Here is an 18505-nt window from a genome sequence, read left to right on the forward strand (position 1 = left end):
CGTTTCACTGTGAATTCCTCCGTAGGTTGTGATTAACTTACAGGGTATTCACTCCGATTCCAACTGGAACAAAACACAAGAAGGAAATTCATCGATGGTTTCATTGAGAACTATAATAAAAGGATGATTGAATTAGTAGGGCAACGAGAAACAACGAAAAATAGCAGGAAATAGGGAGAAGCGCCGGGATAAGTCGGCAAGATGTTGGGAGTGCAAGTCTTTCCGCCCCGGCGCATCTTCGACCTACAGTGAAGAGCAGGTATCACACTGTCCTCCGAGTCATGCCCGCCTTCGGCGCGTTTTCAACCCTCCTCCGGCGCGTCTTCGATCTGTGTCCTCGCAAGTGGGTATGGGAAGCGTTGACAGGTACAGGCTAGGTATTGAGCCGCAAAACGTTGCCGTCCGGCGTGCCGACGTAGTTCCCTGGACCGGAAGGCCACGCCGCCTGAATCGAAGTAGAAGCCCAAGGAAAACCAGGGGCGGCCACCTATAAAATAGGATCTCCTGTCCGCCCCTACGAGTTCCCTCGGGAAACCGTCTCTAATGTCGCCTCCGGCGAACTTGCAGTCCACTTTCGGCCGCCTTTCACTTCGTGGGTGATTGTGCCGCGAGGGAGCGGCAGTACCTGGCTCCGCCGTATCGAGTAGCTGGTTCCCACCACCTGCTCTAACCCCATACCCGGCAATCCCTTCCTTACCCAGCACTGCAACGTCCGCACCTAATCTATAGGGGAGGTCCATCAAACCCTCCCCATAACCGGACTCAATTTCAGGGAGGGAAAACTCCATGCAGACGACCCGACGCTACGACCCCACCAAAGACGCCAAGTTCCACGTTTCCATCGCGACGACCGTAGAAGGAACACGGTCCGCCGGAATGCACCTTGTCCTCTCGCGCGGTTCGACTCCCCGCCGTCACCGAACGTCTCTACTCCTCGAATCGAAACGAGTACACGTCCCCATCCGCCAGCACAAAGCGCAACCGCACCGGCTTCCCCGCCAGGGACGACACATCACTTCCGCCCTTCCACGACACGATCTGTTCCACGCTGTCGCCGTAGTGCTCCAGGCAATCCTCCAGCGAGAAGCCGGGCAGCGGCTTGCCATCCGCGTCCTGAATCTCCACGCGCAGGCTGCCCGCCGCGGAAGTGGCGTAGTTCACCGAAAGTTGTTTGCCGGAGAAGATCAGCGGCCTGCTGGTGAACGCGCCGCCTGACAGGGGAGCATTCAAGGAAGTGAATCCATCCAGGCGGATGGTATAGCGACGTTCCGCATGGGTCTCGTCCACCCAGGCGTGCTCGTTGAAGAGCATGGAGATTTCTTTCGGCGCGCCGGGAACGTCGGAAGCCGTCTCCCACAGGCCATAGGCCTGGTAATTGTCGCCATAGATCCAGCGGCCCTCGGCCTGTGGTCCCGGACGGAGAAAAGCCTCGTCCCAGCGCTTGAACGACTGGCCGTCGCGGCTGCTCATGAAAACGCCATCGGTCAAGTCGGTACCGCAGCGTTCGTCGGCCTTGATCAGGCGCGTGCGCAGTTCCACGGGGTCGAGTGACGCCACGTGCGTGTTCAGCGGGCGGGCCACATAGCGCGTGGGGAAGCCCATGAGTATATGGGGCGCGCGAAAATACGGCAGGACCTGGTTGGTGTACATCTGTTGCGGCGGCGAACCGGGATAGCTGAGCCCCACCGGCTCGGTCCAGGTCTCGAAGTCGGTGGAATAAGACACGCCGATAGAGCGGAGTCCCTTGAAATCGTCCTCGGAGAAATAGCGGACGTACATGATGTAGCGATGCTGGTCCGCATCCCAGAAACAGGTGTTATGTGAATCAAACGCGCCCTTGGAAACCACCGGTCCATCGCTCTTGCGTGTCCAGTGAATCCCGTCAGAAGATTTGAAGGTCCAGAGGCCCTTGCTCGTTACCGTGCCGCCAATAGCCTTGTAACGTTCCTCCGGCAGGCAATTCGGATTGGTGTCTTTGAACGGCGCGAAGTTGTGGGTCTCCGCGCTGCCCATCCAGATAATGTTGTTCTCCGTCGAGCCGTTCCACGGGAAAAGACCCAGCTTCGGTTTGGTCCACGCAATGCCGTCCACACTTTCGGCATAGCACACGACCTCCGCCTGCGCCTGACGCAGCGGCTGATCGTCTAGCAGGTAGCGGTGGCCGCGATAGTACATGCGGAAGATATCACCGTCCTGAAACACCGTCGTGTAACCGCTGGCATTGCCTTCCCATGGCTCGTCGAATTGGATGGCGATCTCGCGCCGCACGGGTTGATGGAGCTTGATTGCGGCGCCACCCTCCACGCGGTCGGCCAGGGCGAGGTCCACGAAGAGCTCCCGACGTGCGCCGATGTCAATCGGCTCTTCGGCGCGAGCGAAAACCGGAAGCGCCAATGCGAGGGCATACAGACCAAGCTGAAAAAATCGAAAGGGCATGGTAACTCCTTTGCGGCTTCGCGCCTTTGCGTGCGTCAATTTCCGATTCTCGCACGCAGAGCCGCGAAGACGCAAAGAGGTACAAATCACTACCGTCCCTCGTTGCACCGCGCGGACCAGGCCGTATACAGCGCGACAAGCTCGTCCAGCTTCTCCGGCTGCTCTTTCACCAAATCCTTCGTCTCGCCACGGTCCGTGGCAAGGTCGTACAGCGCCCAGGGGCCCTTCGGCACGGCGACAATCTTCCAGTCGCCTTTGCGGACCGCGCGGTGGCCGTTGAGCTCCCAGAATAGCGCCTCATGACCCGCGCGCTCCGCTCCAGCAAGAATCGGAGCCAGGCTCTTGCCCTCCACCGGCAAAATCTCGCGACCCTGATACTCGCTCGGATACGTGCCGCCCGCAAGCTCCAGCAGTGTGGGCATCATGTCCATCACATGCCCCACCTGCGGCGTGATCGTTCCCGGCTTCGCGATTCCAGCGGGCCACTTCACGATCAGCGGCGTGGAAATTCCGCCCTCGTAGTTGCTGATCTTGTAGCCCCGCAGGGGCGTGTTGCTCACATGGGCCCACTCCGGGCCATAGCCGCCGAAGGTATCCGCCGGACCCGGCATTACCCCGGGCACCAGGGGACGTGTCCGCGTGCCGTCCGTGCGCCAGGTCTCGCCGTCCTTATCGAGGTGAAAAGAGCCGTCCGCCGTCCCTTTCGGGTAAATATCGGTCGCGCCGTTGTCCGAGAGAAAGATCACGACCGTGTTCTCCTCGCGCCCGATCGTCTTCAGGCAGTCGAGGAGCCGGCCGATGTTCTGGTCCATGCAGTCGATCTGCGCCGCATAGACCGCCATGCGCTCCGCTTCCCAGTCCTGGTGCTCCGCCTCGGTCCACGGCGGCACGGCGGCATCGCGCGGCGGAATGGGGGAGTCGCCCAGAAGTCCCAGCTCGCCCAGGCGCTTCACCCGTTCCGCACGACACCGGTCCCAGCCCATCTCCCGGTAGCGCTTGCGATACTTCGCGATATCCTCCTCTTTCGCATGAAGCGGCCAGTGGGGCGCGGGATAGGCCGCGTAGAGAAAGAAGGGCTTGTCGATGGTCGCGGCTTCTTCCATGAACTGGATGGCGTAGTCCGTGTAGGCATCCGTCTTGTAAAAGCCCTCCTCCGGCGGTGTGAAGGGCTCCTTGTCCAGGAAGAAGTCCGCCGTGTTCACATTCTTGAAATAGTTGCCAGGCCCCTTCTGCGCCAGGGCGCACAACGCTCGATCGAAGCCCTCATAGCTCGCCGAGCGGTCGTCGGTCCACTTGCCCACCATCATCGTGCGGTAGCCCGCGAGTTGCAGTGCCTCGCCCAGGTTCACGCACTTGTCGTTGCGCAAGCCGTTCCACGTGTGTACACCCACCTGGTGATGATACAAGCCCGTTTTCAATGAAGCCCGCGTCGGCCCGCAGACGGATGCATTGTAGAACTGCGAGAAGCGCAATCCCTCCGCCGCCATGCGGTCCAGATTCGGCGTCTCGATTTCGCCGCCATAGCAGCCGATATCGGAGTAACCCATGTCATCCGCCACGATAAGCACGATGTTCGGGCGCGGCGCGGCGTGCGCGGCCGTGAGGGCAAACATAAGTACAGCGAGCAAGGTCGGCATAGCATGTTTCACAGGCAAGTTCCACAAGTCGAAAGGGTGAGTGACGGTCACACTGCAAGGTCCGGCTTCATGATAGCACCTCCGAAGGTGCGCATCACCATGCCGCATGATGTCCATTCGTGACTCCGGTTATTTGATCCAGCGACGCCCGTCTGGTTGAATAGCCCGTAGTTGTAGTTTCGACCGCGCAACGCATTGCGCGGCCAGCCCCTGGAGTACCTCATGATGCTCAAATCCATCGCACTCAGTCTCCTGTCCCTCTGCGCCACCGCCCAGGCCGCCGAACTCACCCGCGAAGAGGCCGCCACAGCCCTTCGCAAAGGCGTGGACTATTTCCGAACGCAAGTTTCCGAAGAAGGGGGCTACCTCTGGTGCTATGCCGCCGATCTCTCGGAGCAGGAGGGCGAGACGCCGGCCTCCGCCACGACGGTGTGGGTCCAGCCGCCCGGAACGCCGGCCGTGGGTCTGGCCTATCTGGCGATTCACGAGATGACGGGCGATGCCTACTACCTGGAAGCCGCGCGGGAGGTCGCCCTGTGCCTGGTACGTGGACAACTGGACTCCGGCGGTTGGGACTACCGCATCGAGTTTGACCCGGCGGAGCGCGCGAAGTACGCCTATCGGGTCGACAGTGCCACGCGAGCGCCGGACGCGAAGCCGCGCAATACAACGACCCTCGACGACAATGTGACCCAGGAAGCCCTCCGCTGCCTGATGTTGGTTGATCGCGCCCTCGACTTCAAAGACGAGACCATCCACGAGGCCGCGCGATACGCCCTGCGCAAGCTCGCAGAGGCCCAATACCCCAATGGCGCCTGGCCCCAGCGCTTTGCTGGTCCTTCCGATCCCGCGAAATTCCCTGTGAAGCCCGCGTCCTACCCCGAGAGCTGGTCGAGGACCTTCCCGAACGTGCCCTACAGCGATTTCTACACCTTCAACGACAACACCCTGGCCGACGTGATCGAGGTGATGTTTCTCGGTGCCGAAGTCTATCGGGACGAAGCCGCCGCGGCCTCGGCGCAGCGCGGGGGCGATTTCATGATCCTCGCCCAGATGCCCGATCCCCAGCCCGGCTGGGCCCAGCAATACGACGCCGAGATGCACCCCGCCTGGGCCCGCAAGTTTGAACCGCCCGCCATCACGGGCAGTGAATCTCAGGGCGTCATGCGCTCTCTGCTGCGCGTTTTCGAGCTGACGGGCGACAAGAAGTACCTCGAACCCATCCCAAGGGCTCTGGCCTACTATCGCGCCTCGGTGTTGCCCGATGGCCAGCTCGCGCGCTTCTACGAATTACAGACCAACACCCCCCTGTACTTCACGAAGGACTACCAGATTACTTATAGTGACGCCGACATGCCCACGCACTACGGCTTCAAGACCAGCAACGGCCTCGACCAGATCGAAGCGGAATATCAGCGCCTCGCCGCGATGCCGGCGGACGCCTGGACGCCGGTGCGACTTGTGCAGCCCGCAGTTGCCCCGCCCGCTTCCGACAAACTGGCGAACTCCGCAGCAGCCATCGTAAAGGAGCAAAACGAGGTTGGCGCCTGGGTCGAACCCGCAAAGGCCAACATTCAGGGAAAAATGGCGGAAGGCATCCCCGCGCTCTACACCGACACCTACACGCGGAACATACTCACCCTGGCGCGGTTTATCGCGGCGAAGTGATCTGGAGGTTTCGAAACCAAAATGTACTTTGCCCGCACGCATGTCTCGTGAGTACGAGAAAGTACTTATCTCGGTTCCAGGGACGGCAGGGACTTCAGGGACATCGGGAGAGCAAGATACCTGCCGTCTCTGATGTCCCTGTTGTCCCTGCGACCTGTTACATGAGCCTTCATTCGTTTGGGGCTCTTTTCTATCGAGGCCACAGTTCACCTTGTCGGCCGGATCAACCATAGATGCACCAGCCACCCCGACATCTCTTCCTCAACGGCCCCATCGGCACGGCCCTGCTGCGCCTCGCCATCCCCATTATGGCGGGGAACGTGCTCCAGTCGGGCTATCAGCTCACCGATGCTTTCTGGGTCGGTCGCCTCGGGGCCGATGCCGTCGCCGCCGTATCGATCAGTTCGCCCGTCACCTTCCTCGTCATCGCCATCGGCGCGGGCCTGGGCATGGCCGGGGCCACCCTCTCCGCCCAATACATGGGCGCGGGACGCCCCGAAATGGTCAACCACGTCGCCGCCCAGACCATGATGATGGTCACCTTCACCTCCATCGTCCTCGGCGGCACCGGCTACCTCCTCGCGCCCCACTTCCTGGGCCTCCTCGGCGTCACCCCGGCGGTCTACGACAACGCCCTCAGCTTCATGCGCGTTTCCTTCATCAGCGTCATCTTCGTCTTCCTCTACAACATCTTCCAGGCACTCATGCGCGGCGTGGGCCAGACCAGAGTGCCCCTCATGATCGTCTCCGGCACCGTCCTCCTCAATTTCCTTCTCGATCCCCTCTATATCTTCGGCTGGGGCCCGATCCCCGCCCAGGGCGTGCGCGGTGCGGCCATGGCCACCCTCACCACCCAGGCCCTCGCCGCCGCACTCGGCATCCTCATCTTCCTGCGCGGACAGCACGGCATCCACCTGCGCCTTCGCAACTTCACGCCCGACTTCGCCTACATCAAGCGCGCTTTCCTCCTCGGCTTCCCCGGCTCCGTCGAATTGTCCACCCGGGGCCTCGGCGCCATCGTCATGTCCTTTCTCGTCACCAGTTTCGGCACCACCACCATCGCGGCCTACGGCATCGGCATCAACGTTCTGAATTTCATCACTATCCCCGCCATGGGCCTCTCCATGGCCGTCTCCACCCTCGTCGGGCAAAACATCGGCGCCGGCAACCTGCCAAGAGCCGCCCGCATCAGCAGGCTCGGGGCCGTTTCCGGCTTCGTCGTCCTCACCCTCGTGGGGTGCGCCGCCTGGGTCGCCGCGCCCCTCATCGTCGCCTTCTTCGTGCCCACCGATCCCGAAGTCATCCAGCACGGCGCCCGCTTCATTCGCATCATGTGCCTCGCCTGGGGCGGCATCGGCGTCCAGCTCTGTATCGTCGCCACCTTCCGCGCTTCCGGCAACATGCTCATCGCCATGGTCATCGCCCTCGTCGCCCAATGGATGTTCCAGTTCCCCCTGGCCTACGTCCTCTCCAAACACACCGCCCTCCACGCCGAAGGACTCTGGTGGGCCTTCCCCATCACCAACATCTTCGCCGCCACCGTCTCCGTCTGCTGGTTCGCCAACGGAAGCTGGAAAAAGACCCGCCTCACCGAAGAAGACAAAGAAGTCGTCAAAGTCGCCGAAGAGCTGATAGCGGAAGAGGGGATACGGTGAGGGCGCTATGCTTCGCCCAGGGTCTCGGCGATAATGGCCGCGCAGTGGTCAAGTTCGTAGTGCCGGTGTGCATCGGCGCGCAGGGCTTCAAGGCGCTCCGGCGTGTACGCCAGTGCTTCATTGATGCTATCCAATTGCACCCGCGCCGATTGCACTGCGGGAGAGCCCGCAAGTTCAAATAGCGTACGCGCCATCAGCATAAGACGATACGCATTCTCGCATTGCCCTCGCTCCCAGGCAGCCGCGGCAATCCGAGCCAGCACGACACCCTCGCCCGCCCGGTCGTCTATCGACCTCCGAAGCGTCAGCGCCTCACCCAGATGGATATGGGCCTCGGCGAAGCACGCTTCGCTAAGTTCGAGCAACCCAAGCTGGAGCCGGGTCGCCGCCTCGCTCTCGATGCGGTGGCGAAGGATGGCCGGGTTTTCAGATTTCGGAATGCCTGCGGACTGCTTCAGCAACAGTGAGCGTGCGAGCCACACGCGGGCTTCTCCGAGGCGGCCTTCATGAAGATCGATGGACCCGAGCTGGTGGCACGCGGCCGATTCGCCAAGAAGGTCGCCCGCCTCCGCCAGAATGGGAATTGCCGTTTCGAAAGCGGCCCGCGCGCCGGCGAAGTCCCCCCGGTACAGGGCGATGCTTCCCATGGAGTGCAGGGCTTCGGCCCGCAGCACGTCGTCCTCCCGGATTTCGCGGGCCATGCGCTCCGCTTCCTCCGCGGCCTGCACCGCAAGATCGAGAACGCCCGCAAGTTCCCAGGCGCGCGCGGCAAAGAGAAGCAGCCTGCCGAACGCGATTTCCTCGCTCTCCGTGCGGCACTCGGACACGGTCCAGGCCAGGTTCGTGTAGTGAGCGGCCGCCGCGGGATCGCCTATGGTGAAGGGGCCACTCACCGGGCCGGACCGCGCGCAACCGGGATCACCGCCCGCACCTTCAGGTCCGGAAAGAAAGAGAAAGGCCGACGAACGCGATGCCCAGAGTTCGGGAAACTGGTCATACGCCAAAATGAACAGTTCCGGGGAACTCGCCACCACGAGGGCAACGGAAAGCTCGCCCGACAGGCGCTCACGCTCGCGGTCAAACATTTCCAACGCGGTCTTCCACGCGTCGGTGATTTCGTCGTCCGCGCCCCGTACGCGAACCCAGACCGCCGGCACCTCAACGCCCTTTTCCGACATCGCCAGCAGATCCGGCACGATTTCCAGTAGATCCCGCGGGGCCGAGTAACCAACAGTGCGGCAAATGGGCGCGGACTCGGAAGTCAGGCGGCGCTCGACTTCATCCAGCGCCGCCTCACTGGCGGAGCAGACAAAATAAAGCCCGAAGCCGTCACTCGCGGCCAGCGTCGAACACAAGAGTTCGGCGAGCCTCTCTCCTTCCGCATCGAAACGCGGATACTCCACAGCTTCAGCGCTCACAAAACCTCCTCACACGTCGAAGCGTCGGATACAACCGCCATTCAATTGCGCCGCCTCGGCAGATCAATACCATAGGCTCGCTCGCTGCCTTCATCCACAGCAAGCCAGGTCACCAGCGTCCCCGGAAAACCGAAAATGAAGGCCACTATTCGCCAACCCTTGCTTCGGCTGGCCTGCGCCCGCATCCCCGCATAGCTGATGTTCGCCAATATCCAGATGCCCGAGGCCCCGGTATTGCCCACGTTTACGACAGCGCGCTCTGCTACCTCCGCCGAAAAAGCGTGGGACGACGGGACGAGGTTTGCCACCAGAGCGATGAATGAAAGCTTGAACAGGTTTGAGCGCATGAGATCTCCACGGGTTGCAATGCTCCAAGTGCTCTGACCAGTATGCCCCATAAGGTATCCACGAAAATACCCACAACTCGTTGCCAAGGTCCTCCGTGGCAATGCATACCGTTACGCTCCGCGGAACAGGATATTGCGCCGTGCCCCACCGTGCCCCACGTGCGCGAAGCGGCGGCGAAATCAGGCCAGTATGCCCTCCACCGGATGCTGCTCTTCGACCCCCGTCAGCCGTACGTTCAATCCCTGCTGCTGCACCGTCAGTCGTTCGTGGTCAATGCCGAGGCACTTCAGGATTGTGGCGTTCAAGTCGTTCACGGGTACGGGATTCTCCACGACGTTGTAGCCGAAATCGTCGGTCTTGCCCCAGGTGATGCCCGGTTTGATGCCGCCGCCCGCCAGCCAAACGCTGAAGCAGCGCGGGTGATGATCCCGTCCGTAGTTATCCGCGGTCAGCACGCCCTGGCAGTACGTTGTCCTGCCGAACTCGCCCCCCCAGATGACCAGCGTATCGTCCAGCAGGCCGCGCTGCTTCAAATCGGCTACGAGCGCGGCGGAGGGCTGATCGGTGTCCCGGCACTGCTTGGGCAGGTGGTTGGGCAGATTGTCATGCTGGTCCCAGCCCATGTGATAGAGCTGGACGAAGCGCACATCGCGTTCGGCCATGCGCCGCGCCAGCAGACAATTGCGCGCGTAACTTCCGGGGATGTGAACCTCCGGCCCGTACATGTCGAGCACGTGTCTTGGCTCGTTGGAGATGTCGGTCAGTTCGGGCACGGCGGTCTGCATGCGGAAGGCCAGCTCGAACTGCTCGATGCGCGTCAGGATTTCGGGGTCGTTGGCCGTTTCGTGTCGGATGGCGTTCAGCGCCTGGATGTGATCCATCGTGTCCCGCGCAACATCACGCGGGCAGCCGGCCGGATCGCTCAGATAGAGCACGGGATCCGCGGCGTTGCGCATCCGGACGCCCTGGTAGCGTCCCGGTAGTGCGCCGTTGCCCCAGAGTTTTTCGTAGAGCGGCTGGTCGATGAGCCGTCCCGAGCCCTTGCTGATCATCACCATGAACGCCGGCAGATTCTGATTGGCCGAGCCGAGACCGTAGGCGACCCACGCGCCCATGCTCGGCCGCCCGCCCAATTGCGATCCAGTCTGGCAATAGGTGATCGCCGGGTCGTGGTTGATCGCGTTGGTCACCATGCTGTTGATAATGCAGATGTCGTCCGCGATCCCCGCGGTGTGCGGCAGAAGATCACCGACCCACAGTCCGCCCGCGCCGTGTTGGCGAAAGTTGAAGGCCGACTGCGCCACGGGGAAAGAGGCCTGGTCCGCGCTCATGCCGGTCAGCCGCTGTCCCATGCGAATGCTGTCCGGCAATTCAGTCTTGTGGTACTTCGCAAGCTCGGGTTTGTAATCCAAAAGCTCAAACTGCGACGGCGCGCCGGACTGAAACAGGTAAATTACGCGCTTGGCCTTCGGCCGATAGTGGGGAGAGGTCCCGGTGGCCGGGGCTTCGCTGGCGGATGCGCCTCCACCGAGCAGGCCCAGCACCGCGCCGAGGCCGTAGCTGGAGCGCTGGAGAAAGGTACGCCGGTTGATCGACTGGGCTACTGCGAGAGGGTCCATGGCAACAGTTCCTCATTTGCAGGAAAGTTGGCCCCAAGCCGTGCCACGCGATCCGGCAACGCCGGTTCGTGTGCCTTGAGGGCCGGGTACTTGATTCCTACTCCAAATACAATAATCAGCGGCGTTACTCTCGCCGCTTGATCCGGTCTTGCATTACATGCACAGTTCAATTCGTAACGGGCACACGAACCGGCGTTGCCGGATCGCGTGGCACGACTTGAGTCGCGTCATACGACTTGGAGTTCTCCCGCAATTTTTCTACTCCCGAGTAATCGTCTCGTCCAAACTCAGCACCACCCGCGCCACGCCCATGTAGGCTGCAAGTTCCATAGGATTCACATCCTCCGCAACGGGTGACTTGCCATTGGCGATAAAGGCCTTCGCGTCGTCCGGCGCGTTCTGATAGGTTTCGAGATAGCCGCCCATCGCACGCTGGAGCACCTGCTCCTCGCGCGCATTCGGCCAGCGGCACGTCGCCAGTCTGAATCCGTAGCGCAGGCGTTCTTCCACGCCGGGCCCGGCTTCAACCAGCATACGCAAGGCCAGGTGGCGGGCCGCCTCAACATACGTCAAATCGTTCAGCAGCGCGAGCGCCTGGAGCGGCGTGTTGGTCCGCGCCCGCTTCACCTGGCAGGTGTCGAAGGTGGGCGCATCAAAAGTCGCGAGGGTTGGCTGAGGCACCGTCCGCCTCCGGAACGTGTAGAGGCTGCGCCGGTAAAGCGCCTCGCCCTCTGCCACCTCATACCTTCCCCGGTCGCCGGGGATAAGCTCCTCCCACAGGCCCACGGGCTGGTAGGGCTTTACGGACGGCCCGCCAATGGCCGGGGCCAAAAGCCCGCTCACCGCCAGGGCGTTGTCTCGGATGAGCTCCGCCGGCATACGGAATCGCGGGGCCCGCGCGAGCAGTCGGTTGTCCGGGTCTCTGGCGAGCGACCCATCGGGCGCGGCGGAGTCCTGACGGTAGGTCGCGCTTGTCACGATGAGTTTCTGCAGCGCCTTCAAGTCCCAGCCGGTCGCGACGAATTCCGAGGCCAGCCAGTCGAGCAATTCAGGGTGTGTGGGCGCCTCGCCCTGCATGCCGAAGTTGTCCGGCGTACGAACCAGGCCCGCGCCGAAGAAATCCTGCCAGATGCGGTTGACCGTCACGCGGGCGGTCAGGGGATTCGCGGGATCGACGATCCACTGCGCCAGGCCGAGGCGGTTGCTTGGTGCGTCCGCCGGGAAGGGATGGAGAAAGTCGGGCACCTTGCGCTGGAGCACTTCGGACTTGTCCGGGGCATCGTAGGCCCCGCGGATAAGCCGGTAGGCCGGTCGCTCATCGGGACGTTCCTCCAGCACCATCACCGACGGCACTTCAAGCTCGAGGTAGGCGTCGCGGGTCCGTTCGGCGTTTGCGACCTGCTGCTCCGAGGCGCGGGTCAGGAGGCTGTTTCGGTGCTCGTAAAACGAAACCAGCGCCGCGTGTTCGGCCTCGCCGAGCTTCCCCTGTGGCGCGCTCGCCAGCGCGGCGCCCATGGCGGCCGCGATCTGCGCGGCACTCAGTTCCACACTGTAAATCCGGAAATCGGCCATCCCGCCGCGAAATTCCTCACCGCCCCCACCCGCGCCGACGCGCAGCGGCTCCGGCACGTCAATCTCGCCTTCCAGGGCATTGTAAAACGGGGTCAGGTTCTGGATCTGGCCATTCACGTAAACGCCGACGCCCCCCACCTTCTCCGCGCCGCTGAAGGTCACGGCAAGGTGGGACCAGACGCCCATCTTCAGCGCGGACTCGGACAGCACCCGGACACCGTTCTCCTGCGACACGTGATTAAGGGTAACCGTCACTCGGCCGTCTTCCAACACCGAGGTTTCGACGCCGCGATACGCCGGAGGCCCGCCCATCTTGCTCCAGAGAGTACCGGGGCCGTCCGGGCGCACCCAGGCGGAAATGGTAAAGGGCGCAGCGCGGGGGAATGGATAGGCCTGCCCGAGATCCAGTGCCGTTGCCTTGCCGACGCCAAACTCCGTGGCGCCGCCAACGGGCGAGTACACCGCGCCCTCCATCCGCAGCCGGAGGGCCAGGCCCGGCGCTTCCCCGGCCGGGGGCGCCTGGCGCAGTCCGGCCAGCCAGGTATCCATGGGTGTAGACGCTTCCGCCGTGGTGGCGGTATGTCGCTCCCGGGTACTGCGGACAACTTCTTCCAGCTCAGCAATCCGCTTTTCGTGCTCCGCTGTCGGGAAGGTCACGATGGGTCCCAGATTGCCGGGTCGCTCCGGGTAATAGCCCTTCTCCGCCGTGTTGTTCAGGAACGCATAGAATTCGTAGAAGTCGCGCTGGCTGAAGGGGTCGTACTTGTGGTCGTGGCACCGCGCGCAGCCCAGGGAAAGACCGAGAAAGACCGTACCCACCGTCTCCACGCGCTCGATGATGCTCTCGACATGCCACTCTTCTTCGATCGAGCCCCCTTCCGTAACCGAACGACCGTTGCGCAGGAAGCCCGTGGCCGCGCGTTGTTCCCGTGTTGCGTTGGGCAGCAAATCGCCCGCAAGTTGCTCGATGATGAAGCGGTCAAAGGGCGTATTCTTGTTGAACGATTCGATGGCCCAATCGCGCCACGGCCACATCGCCCGTGGAAAGTCCCCCTGAAATCCGTTCGAGTCCGCAAAGCGCGCGGCGTCCAGCCAGTGCATCGCCATGCGCTCGCCGTAGTGTGGCGAGGCAAACAGTCGATCGACCGCGCGCTCGTAGGCTCCCTCCGCAGTGTCCGCGAGAAACGCGTCTATTTCCGAGGGCGTGGGGGGGAGTCCAGTAAGATCGAAGGTCACGCGCCGCAGCAGCTTTTCCCGTTCCGCCTCGGGCGACGGCGTCAGGTCGTTCTCCAGCAGGGTACTCAAGATGAACCCGTCAATGGCATTGGCGCCCCAGGAGGGTGCTTCCACGCGCGGCGCCTCGGGCCGCTCTACAACTTCGAAGGCCCAGTGGCGTGCCCAGGGGGCGCCCTCGTCGATCCACGCGCGGAGCGACGATACCTCCTCCGGGCTCAGGGCCGTTCGGTTGGTATCCGGCGGCGGCATCCGAACCTCCGGATTGTCCGACGTGACGCGGCGGATAAGTTCGCTGGCCTTCGAATCGTTCGGTGTAATCGCCGATGCCTTGGCGCCCTCTTCGGTGTCCAGACGCAGGTCCGCCTTGCGGGCAGCGGTGTCCGGGCCATGGCATTCATAGCAGTGGCGGGAGAGGATGGGCTGTATGTCTCGTGCAAATTCGACGGCGCCCGCCGGGGCGGATGCCAGGAGTAGCCCCGGACCGACCGCGTATCCGGCAAGAACGCAGGCGCGTCCCGTGCACGTCCGAAACAGAGAGGCCAAGGTTGTTTCGCCCGAGAGAGGCGTTAACCGCCGGGTAAATCCCCATTTCAAGCTCACCATCGTCAAGAAACTCCCGTTACGTATTGATCGGTGGGGCTCGGTCCCAACCGCTGACTTCCATTAAGTGTAGCCCATTACACCGGCCGGGTTGGAAATCTTTCGGCCCATGCGCACCGTTGTGACGCGGACAGGCGACAGAGTGAGACAGAGGCGACTCAGTGAATCAAAGTTAGCACAGCTTCCTGCCCGTTGCAAGCTTCCCGCTGGTCCGCTGTTTCACTCGTGCCGCACGTGGCGAGTTTTCGTTCCGGGGCGTCAGATTCGGTCCGCCATTCTCAAAATTGCTGAGTATAAGCGCCAAAAAACTGACGAAAAGTGCACTCGATAGATCTAAAATGGAAATATCTGCACGCTTTTTGTGCAGGCTCGAACCCCTGTTCAAAACCCGTTGACAAAGCTACTGCACTGTGTTAGCTTGACAGGGTCGATACTGTTGCCCAGGCAGGCGGGCAGTTCATGCGGTCGGGATCACAAGCCCAATGGAGTAGAGCGCGGGCGAATTGTCTCTATTCAAAGCGTATTTCGCGTCACTGGCAAAGGGAATATCCAGGTCTAAAAAGGAGGTCGTCTCATGACGGACAGGAACCGTGGTTTTACCTTGGTGGAGCTGCTTGTGGTTATTGCGATTATCGGTATCTTGGCGGCCATTCTGCTGCCCGCTCTGGCCAGGGCCAGGGAGGCGGCGAGGCGGGCGAGTTGTGCCAACAATCTGAAACAGTGGGGTCTTACTTTCAAAATGTTCGCCACAGAGCAGAAGGGCGAACAATTTCCCGCGAAGACCCAGTGGGCCATCGGCGCCTTCCGCTGGGCCTGGGGCGTCAACGCCATGGGCACCGATGCCGAAGCCTGGGGACGACCCAAGGGCCCCGGCAGCGAGGCGCTCTATCCGGAGTACTGGACGGATATCAATATTCTCGTCTGTCCGTCCGACAGCCATAACCAGGCGGTACCCAACTTCTCCGGCATGCCCTGGCCCGGACTCTTCGACGGCCAGACCAGCATGGGACTTGATGGGGATCTGCAAACGCTCGTCGACAAGATAGACACGACAACAAAAGAGGGGCGCGCGGTCAAGAACGCGATTCTGTCTTGGCCCATTTCCTACATCTACAACGCCTACGCCTGCAAGACCGGCTCTCAAGTCCAGGATGTGTGGTATGCCCTTGGCGAAATGTACGCCTTTCCCTTCACGCCCCTGGCCATGGCTCAGCCCACCATCGCCAACGCCGGCGGTCCGCCCGAGTGGTATCTCGCCATCTGCTATGTGCGCAACTCGGACAGCGCGGGCTGGGGCACGGCGGATGTGGATCTGGGCAGCTTTCCCGGCGGTGCAACGGGACCCTATCGCTTTGGCGCGGGCAACCTGGTGGATGATGACGGATCACCCCTGCCCACGGTCTACCGGCGCAATCGCGAAGGTATTGAGCGCTTCTTTATCACCGACATCAACAATGCGGGTGCGTCGGCAACCGCACAGAGTTCGATCGCGGTCATGTGGGACGCCTGGGCCGACAACATCAACTTCTATGAAGCCAACTCCACGGCAAGTTTCAACCACATCCCCGGCGGCTCCAACGTGCTCTACATGGACGGCCATGTCGAATACGTGAAGTACAAGAACAAGTATCCCTGTTACTCGCCGTCGGGCGCCGAAGTGAGCCACCCCGGTGGAACTTCCGGCAGTATCTATTTCAGCCAGTTGTTCACCCGCGCGGGTGGATGGGGCTGAGCGTATTCTCGCTTCCCTTTGCGATGCACGGGGGCCTTTCGGCCCCCATGCATCGTGGTTCAGGGATCCAATCAACAGCAGGGAGCACACGAACGTGAGAAAAAGTACCAAACATCGACGTAGAAACGAAGCGCGGGTCGCGGTCTCGCCCGGCCCCAAGTCCAAGTCCAGGCTGCGCCTCCTCGTCACCCTCCTCGTCTTGTCCGTGCTTTCGGGTGTCGCCCTTTCGCGCCTCAATTCCAAGGAAGTGACGACCCAGGAATCCGCCGAGAGTCTGGAACTCAAGCGGCAGATGCTGGAGCAATTCATGCAGCGCCAGGGAGGGGCCGAGACCGCCCCCAACGCCGTGGCGCAGGCCCCGGCTTCGTAGTTGTCCGGCGCCGTAGCGCGTTCGTAGCTCGCCGCCACAGGATAGGTCTCGGAATCCTTGTCTTCTCTCTGTTATCATCGTGCGATAAATTCCACAGCCAACGTGAGAGGGAATTCCGCGATGAGAGTTCTGTTTGTTTCCCTGTGCGCCGTTGTCGTCGGACTGAGCATATCGGTCAACTCCCACGCCGCATCCAGCCAACCCAACATCCTCTTCATCCTGGCGGATGACATGGGGTGGAGCGCGCCCGCGTGCTACGGCAGCGACCTCCATGAAACCCCGAACATCGACCGCCTCGCGACCCAGGGGGTTCGATTTACCCAGGCCTACTCCGCCAGCCCCGTGTGCACGCCCACACGCGCGGCCATCATGACGGGCCAGCACCCCGCGCGATTGAACATCACGATCTGGCACGAGGCCGCCGTGAGTCGCCTGAGTGGTCCGGGAGATGAGAAGCTGGCGCCACCGATTACGGAAACGGCACTGGCCCTGGAGCACACCACCCTCGCGGAGGTGCTCCATGACGCGGGCTACCAGACCGCCCACGTGGGCAAGTGGCACCTGGGCACGGCGGAGCAGTACCCCGAGACTCAAGGCTTCGATGTGAACGTCGGCGGCACCTTTTATGGCGCGCCCCTGACCTATTGGTATCCCTACAAGGGCGAACGCGTATCCGGCGGCGGCGTGCGGGAGTTCCGCTATGTGCCGGGGCTGCCGCCGGGGAAAGAGGGCGATTACCTCGAAGACAAGCTCACCGATCAGGCCCTGACGCTCATGGAACAGATGCACGCCAGCGGAAAACCCTTCTACCTCAACATGGCCTTCTACAGTCCCCACACGCCTATCGAGGGGAAGCCGGAACTGGTGGCCAAGTACAAGGCGAAAATCCGCGAGGGCATGACCCACAGGAACGCGGGTTTTGCCGCCATGATGGAGACCCTCGACGAAAACATCGGGCGGCTTCTGGACAAGCTGGATACGCTGGGAATCGCAGACAACACCGTGGTGGTCTTCTACTCCGACAATGGCGGCTTCGATGAAGTGCGCAACGGCGAGCAGGTGGCCAACAACAGCCCCCTCCGCTCCGGCAAAGGCTCGGCCTACGAGGGCGGCATCCGTGTGCCGCTCATCGTGCGCTGGCCCGGCGTGACGCCGGCGGGGGCCGTCTGTGACACCCCGGTCACCTCCATGGACTTCTACCCGACCATCCTGGAGATGCTGGGGGACAAAGCGCCCGCACCGGGTAAAGTGCTCGACGGCGTCTCCCTGGGGCCGTTGCTCCGCGATCCGGCGGCCGCGTTGGGCCGCAAAGATTTCCAGTGGCACTATCCCCACTATTACTTCAACACCACGCCCGTGTCGGCCTTCCGCCACGGCGACTGGAAGCTGATTGAATACTACGAGGATGGCCGGAAAGAGCTTTACAACATCAAGGACGACCTAAGCGAGACGACTGATCTCGCGGCGGCGAACCCCGAGATCGTGAAGGACCTCGAAGCGCGCCTCCAGGCCTGGCGCACCGAGGTTAATGCGCGCCTGCCTGAAAAGAACGTGCCGTGAGCGAACCCGAAGTTGCCGCCGAGACGGCAACAGGGACCTGGGCCCATCCCCGAGCCGCCCGGCTGGCGATTATTTTCGCGGTGCTCTATGGTCCCCAGTCGTGGTACTTCGCCATGGATTACGCCTGGAATGACTACCGCCTTTTCTGGCTGATGTTCTTTCCAGGGTTGCCCGCCTTTTTCCCAACGGTGCTGATTACTCAGGTGAACGCTATACCCCTGGCCATCGTGAGCTGGACGTTGACCGCCCTTATAGCATCGCGTCTCTACCGGCTGAGTTGCCGTTCACCGCATAAGTTCAAATGGACCTCGGCTGCGGTGTTCGTGTGGTCCGTCATCAGCGCCTTCGGGGCCTACGCCGTCTTTCGACATTAACGAACTCGTTGCGACGGTCCTCCGTGGCAAGGCATGCCGTTCCGCTCTGCGGAACACACGGCGTGCCGGAGCCGCTGCGCGCCATTTCATCCTATTGGGTGAGGTGAAGCCTCGTGAATGGCTGCGCTGAATATCTAAATCCAAGCTAATCCACCGGCTTTGCCGGTGAGAATTCATCAGGCTCCGCCGTTCGACCGTCAATTTTTGTGACGATAATGGGGGAGGCTAACCGCCGTTGACAGTATATACTTCCGCCGTATTAGCTCAGAAGGAGCGGCAT

At 62.1% G+C, this 18505-nt stretch carries 12 protein-coding genes and 2 pseudogenes; 8 read left to right on the forward strand and 6 right to left on the reverse strand.

The genetic code is table 11. The annotated features are described in order from the left end of the window. Positions 1-927: 927 nt before the first annotated feature. A complete protein-coding gene (locus JNK74_27520; GenBank protein MBL7649942.1) occupies positions 928-2409 on the reverse strand; it encodes a hypothetical protein in 1482 nt (493 codons plus the stop codon). Positions 2410-2525: 116 nt separating this feature from the next. Continuing rightward, positions 2526-4049: an arylsulfatase gene (locus JNK74_27525; protein ID MBL7649943.1), complete on the reverse strand. Its 1524-nt coding sequence runs from the start codon at positions 4047-4049 to the stop codon at positions 2526-2528. A 246-nt stretch (positions 4050-4295) separates the two neighbouring features. Here JNK74_27525 and JNK74_27530 point away from each other — a divergent pair, with 246 nt between their 5' ends. Both JNK74_27530 and JNK74_27535 read left to right on the forward strand, forming a co-directional pair. After that, positions 4296-5741, forward strand: a complete 1446-nt coding sequence (locus JNK74_27530; GenBank protein ID MBL7649944.1) for a polysaccharide lyase — start codon at positions 4296-4298, stop codon at positions 5739-5741. Between the two features lie 233 nt (positions 5742-5974). Beyond that, a complete protein-coding gene (locus tag JNK74_27535; protein MBL7649945.1) occupies positions 5975-7396 on the forward strand; it encodes an MATE family efflux transporter in 1422 nt (473 codons plus the stop codon). Between the two features lie 5 nt (positions 7397-7401). Here JNK74_27535 and JNK74_27540 read toward each other — a convergent pair whose 3' ends face one another. The 4 genes from JNK74_27540 to JNK74_27555 form a co-directional block, all read right to left on the reverse strand. Next, positions 7402-8814: a hypothetical protein gene (locus tag JNK74_27540; GenBank protein ID MBL7649946.1), complete on the reverse strand. Its 1413-nt coding sequence runs from the start codon at positions 8812-8814 to the stop codon at positions 7402-7404. Between the two features lie 41 nt (positions 8815-8855). Beyond that, positions 8856-9161, reverse strand: a complete 306-nt coding sequence (locus JNK74_27545) for a hypothetical protein (protein MBL7649947.1) — start codon at positions 9159-9161, stop codon at positions 8856-8858. Between the two features lie 180 nt (positions 9162-9341). Further along, positions 9342-10781 carry a DUF1501 domain-containing protein gene (locus tag JNK74_27550; protein ID MBL7649948.1) on the reverse strand — a complete coding sequence of 480 codons (1440 nt, stop codon included), beginning with the start codon at positions 10779-10781 and terminating at the stop codon, positions 9342-9344. Between the two features lie 258 nt (positions 10782-11039). Continuing rightward, the gene (locus JNK74_27555; protein ID MBL7649949.1) at positions 11040-14132 is read right to left on the reverse strand and encodes a DUF1553 domain-containing protein; all 3093 of its coding nucleotides are present in this window, start codon (positions 14130-14132) and stop codon (positions 11040-11042) included. Positions 14133-14763: 631 nt separating this feature from the next. Between JNK74_27555 and JNK74_27560 the strand changes: the two are divergent. From JNK74_27560 to JNK74_27585, 6 genes and pseudogenes are all read left to right on the forward strand, one after another. After that, a pseudogene (locus tag JNK74_27560) lies at positions 14764-14919 on the forward strand (prepilin-type N-terminal cleavage/methylation domain-containing protein). A 9-nt stretch (positions 14920-14928) separates the two neighbouring features. Beyond that, a pseudogene (locus JNK74_27565) lies at positions 14929-14982 on the forward strand (hypothetical protein). 36 nt (positions 14983-15018) lie between these two features. Further along, positions 15019-15921 (forward strand): hypothetical protein, encoded by a 903-nt coding sequence (locus tag JNK74_27570; GenBank protein MBL7649950.1) that lies wholly within the window; start codon positions 15019-15021, stop codon positions 15919-15921. Between the two features lie 94 nt (positions 15922-16015). Beyond that, positions 16016-16291, forward strand: coding sequence for a hypothetical protein (locus tag JNK74_27575; protein MBL7649951.1), 276 nt, complete (start codon positions 16016-16018; stop codon positions 16289-16291). Between the two features lie 120 nt (positions 16292-16411). Further along, a complete protein-coding gene (locus tag JNK74_27580; GenBank protein MBL7649952.1) occupies positions 16412-17851 on the forward strand; it encodes a sulfatase in 1440 nt (479 codons plus the stop codon). Next, positions 17848-18225 carry a hypothetical protein gene (locus JNK74_27585; GenBank protein MBL7649953.1) on the forward strand — a complete coding sequence of 126 codons (378 nt, stop codon included), beginning with the start codon at positions 17848-17850 and terminating at the stop codon, positions 18223-18225. Before JNK74_27580 ends, JNK74_27585 begins: the two co-directional genes overlap by 4 nt. Positions 18226-18505: the final 280 nt, after the last annotated feature.

The sequence above is a fragment of the Candidatus Hydrogenedentota bacterium genome, from assembly GCA_016791475.1.
Classification (GTDB): Bacteria; Hydrogenedentota; Hydrogenedentia; order Hydrogenedentales; family JAEUWI01; genus JAEUWI01.

Bases quoted from the DNA above. Each gene is read 5' to 3' on its own strand.
- JNK74_27525 (MBL7649943.1), bottom strand. From the start codon at position 4,049: ATGTTTGCCCTCACGGCCGCGCACGCCGCGCCGCGCCCGAACATCGTG.
- JNK74_27550 (MBL7649948.1), bottom strand. From the start codon at position 10,781: ATGGACCCTCTCGCAGTAGCCCAGTCGATCAACCGGCGTACCTTTCTC.
- JNK74_27535 (MBL7649945.1), top strand. From the start codon at position 5,975: ATGCACCAGCCACCCCGACATCTCTTCCTCAACGGCCCCATCGGCACG.
- JNK74_27580 (MBL7649952.1), top strand. From the start codon at position 16,412: ATGAGAGTTCTGTTTGTTTCCCTGTGCGCCGTTGTCGTCGGACTGAGC.
- JNK74_27545 (MBL7649947.1), bottom strand. From the start codon at position 9,161: ATGCGCTCAAACCTGTTCAAGCTTTCATTCATCGCTCTGGTGGCAAAC.
- JNK74_27530 (MBL7649944.1), top strand. From the start codon at position 4,296: ATGATGCTCAAATCCATCGCACTCAGTCTCCTGTCCCTCTGCGCCACC.
- JNK74_27570 (MBL7649950.1), top strand. From the start codon at position 15,019: ATGGGCACCGATGCCGAAGCCTGGGGACGACCCAAGGGCCCCGGCAGC.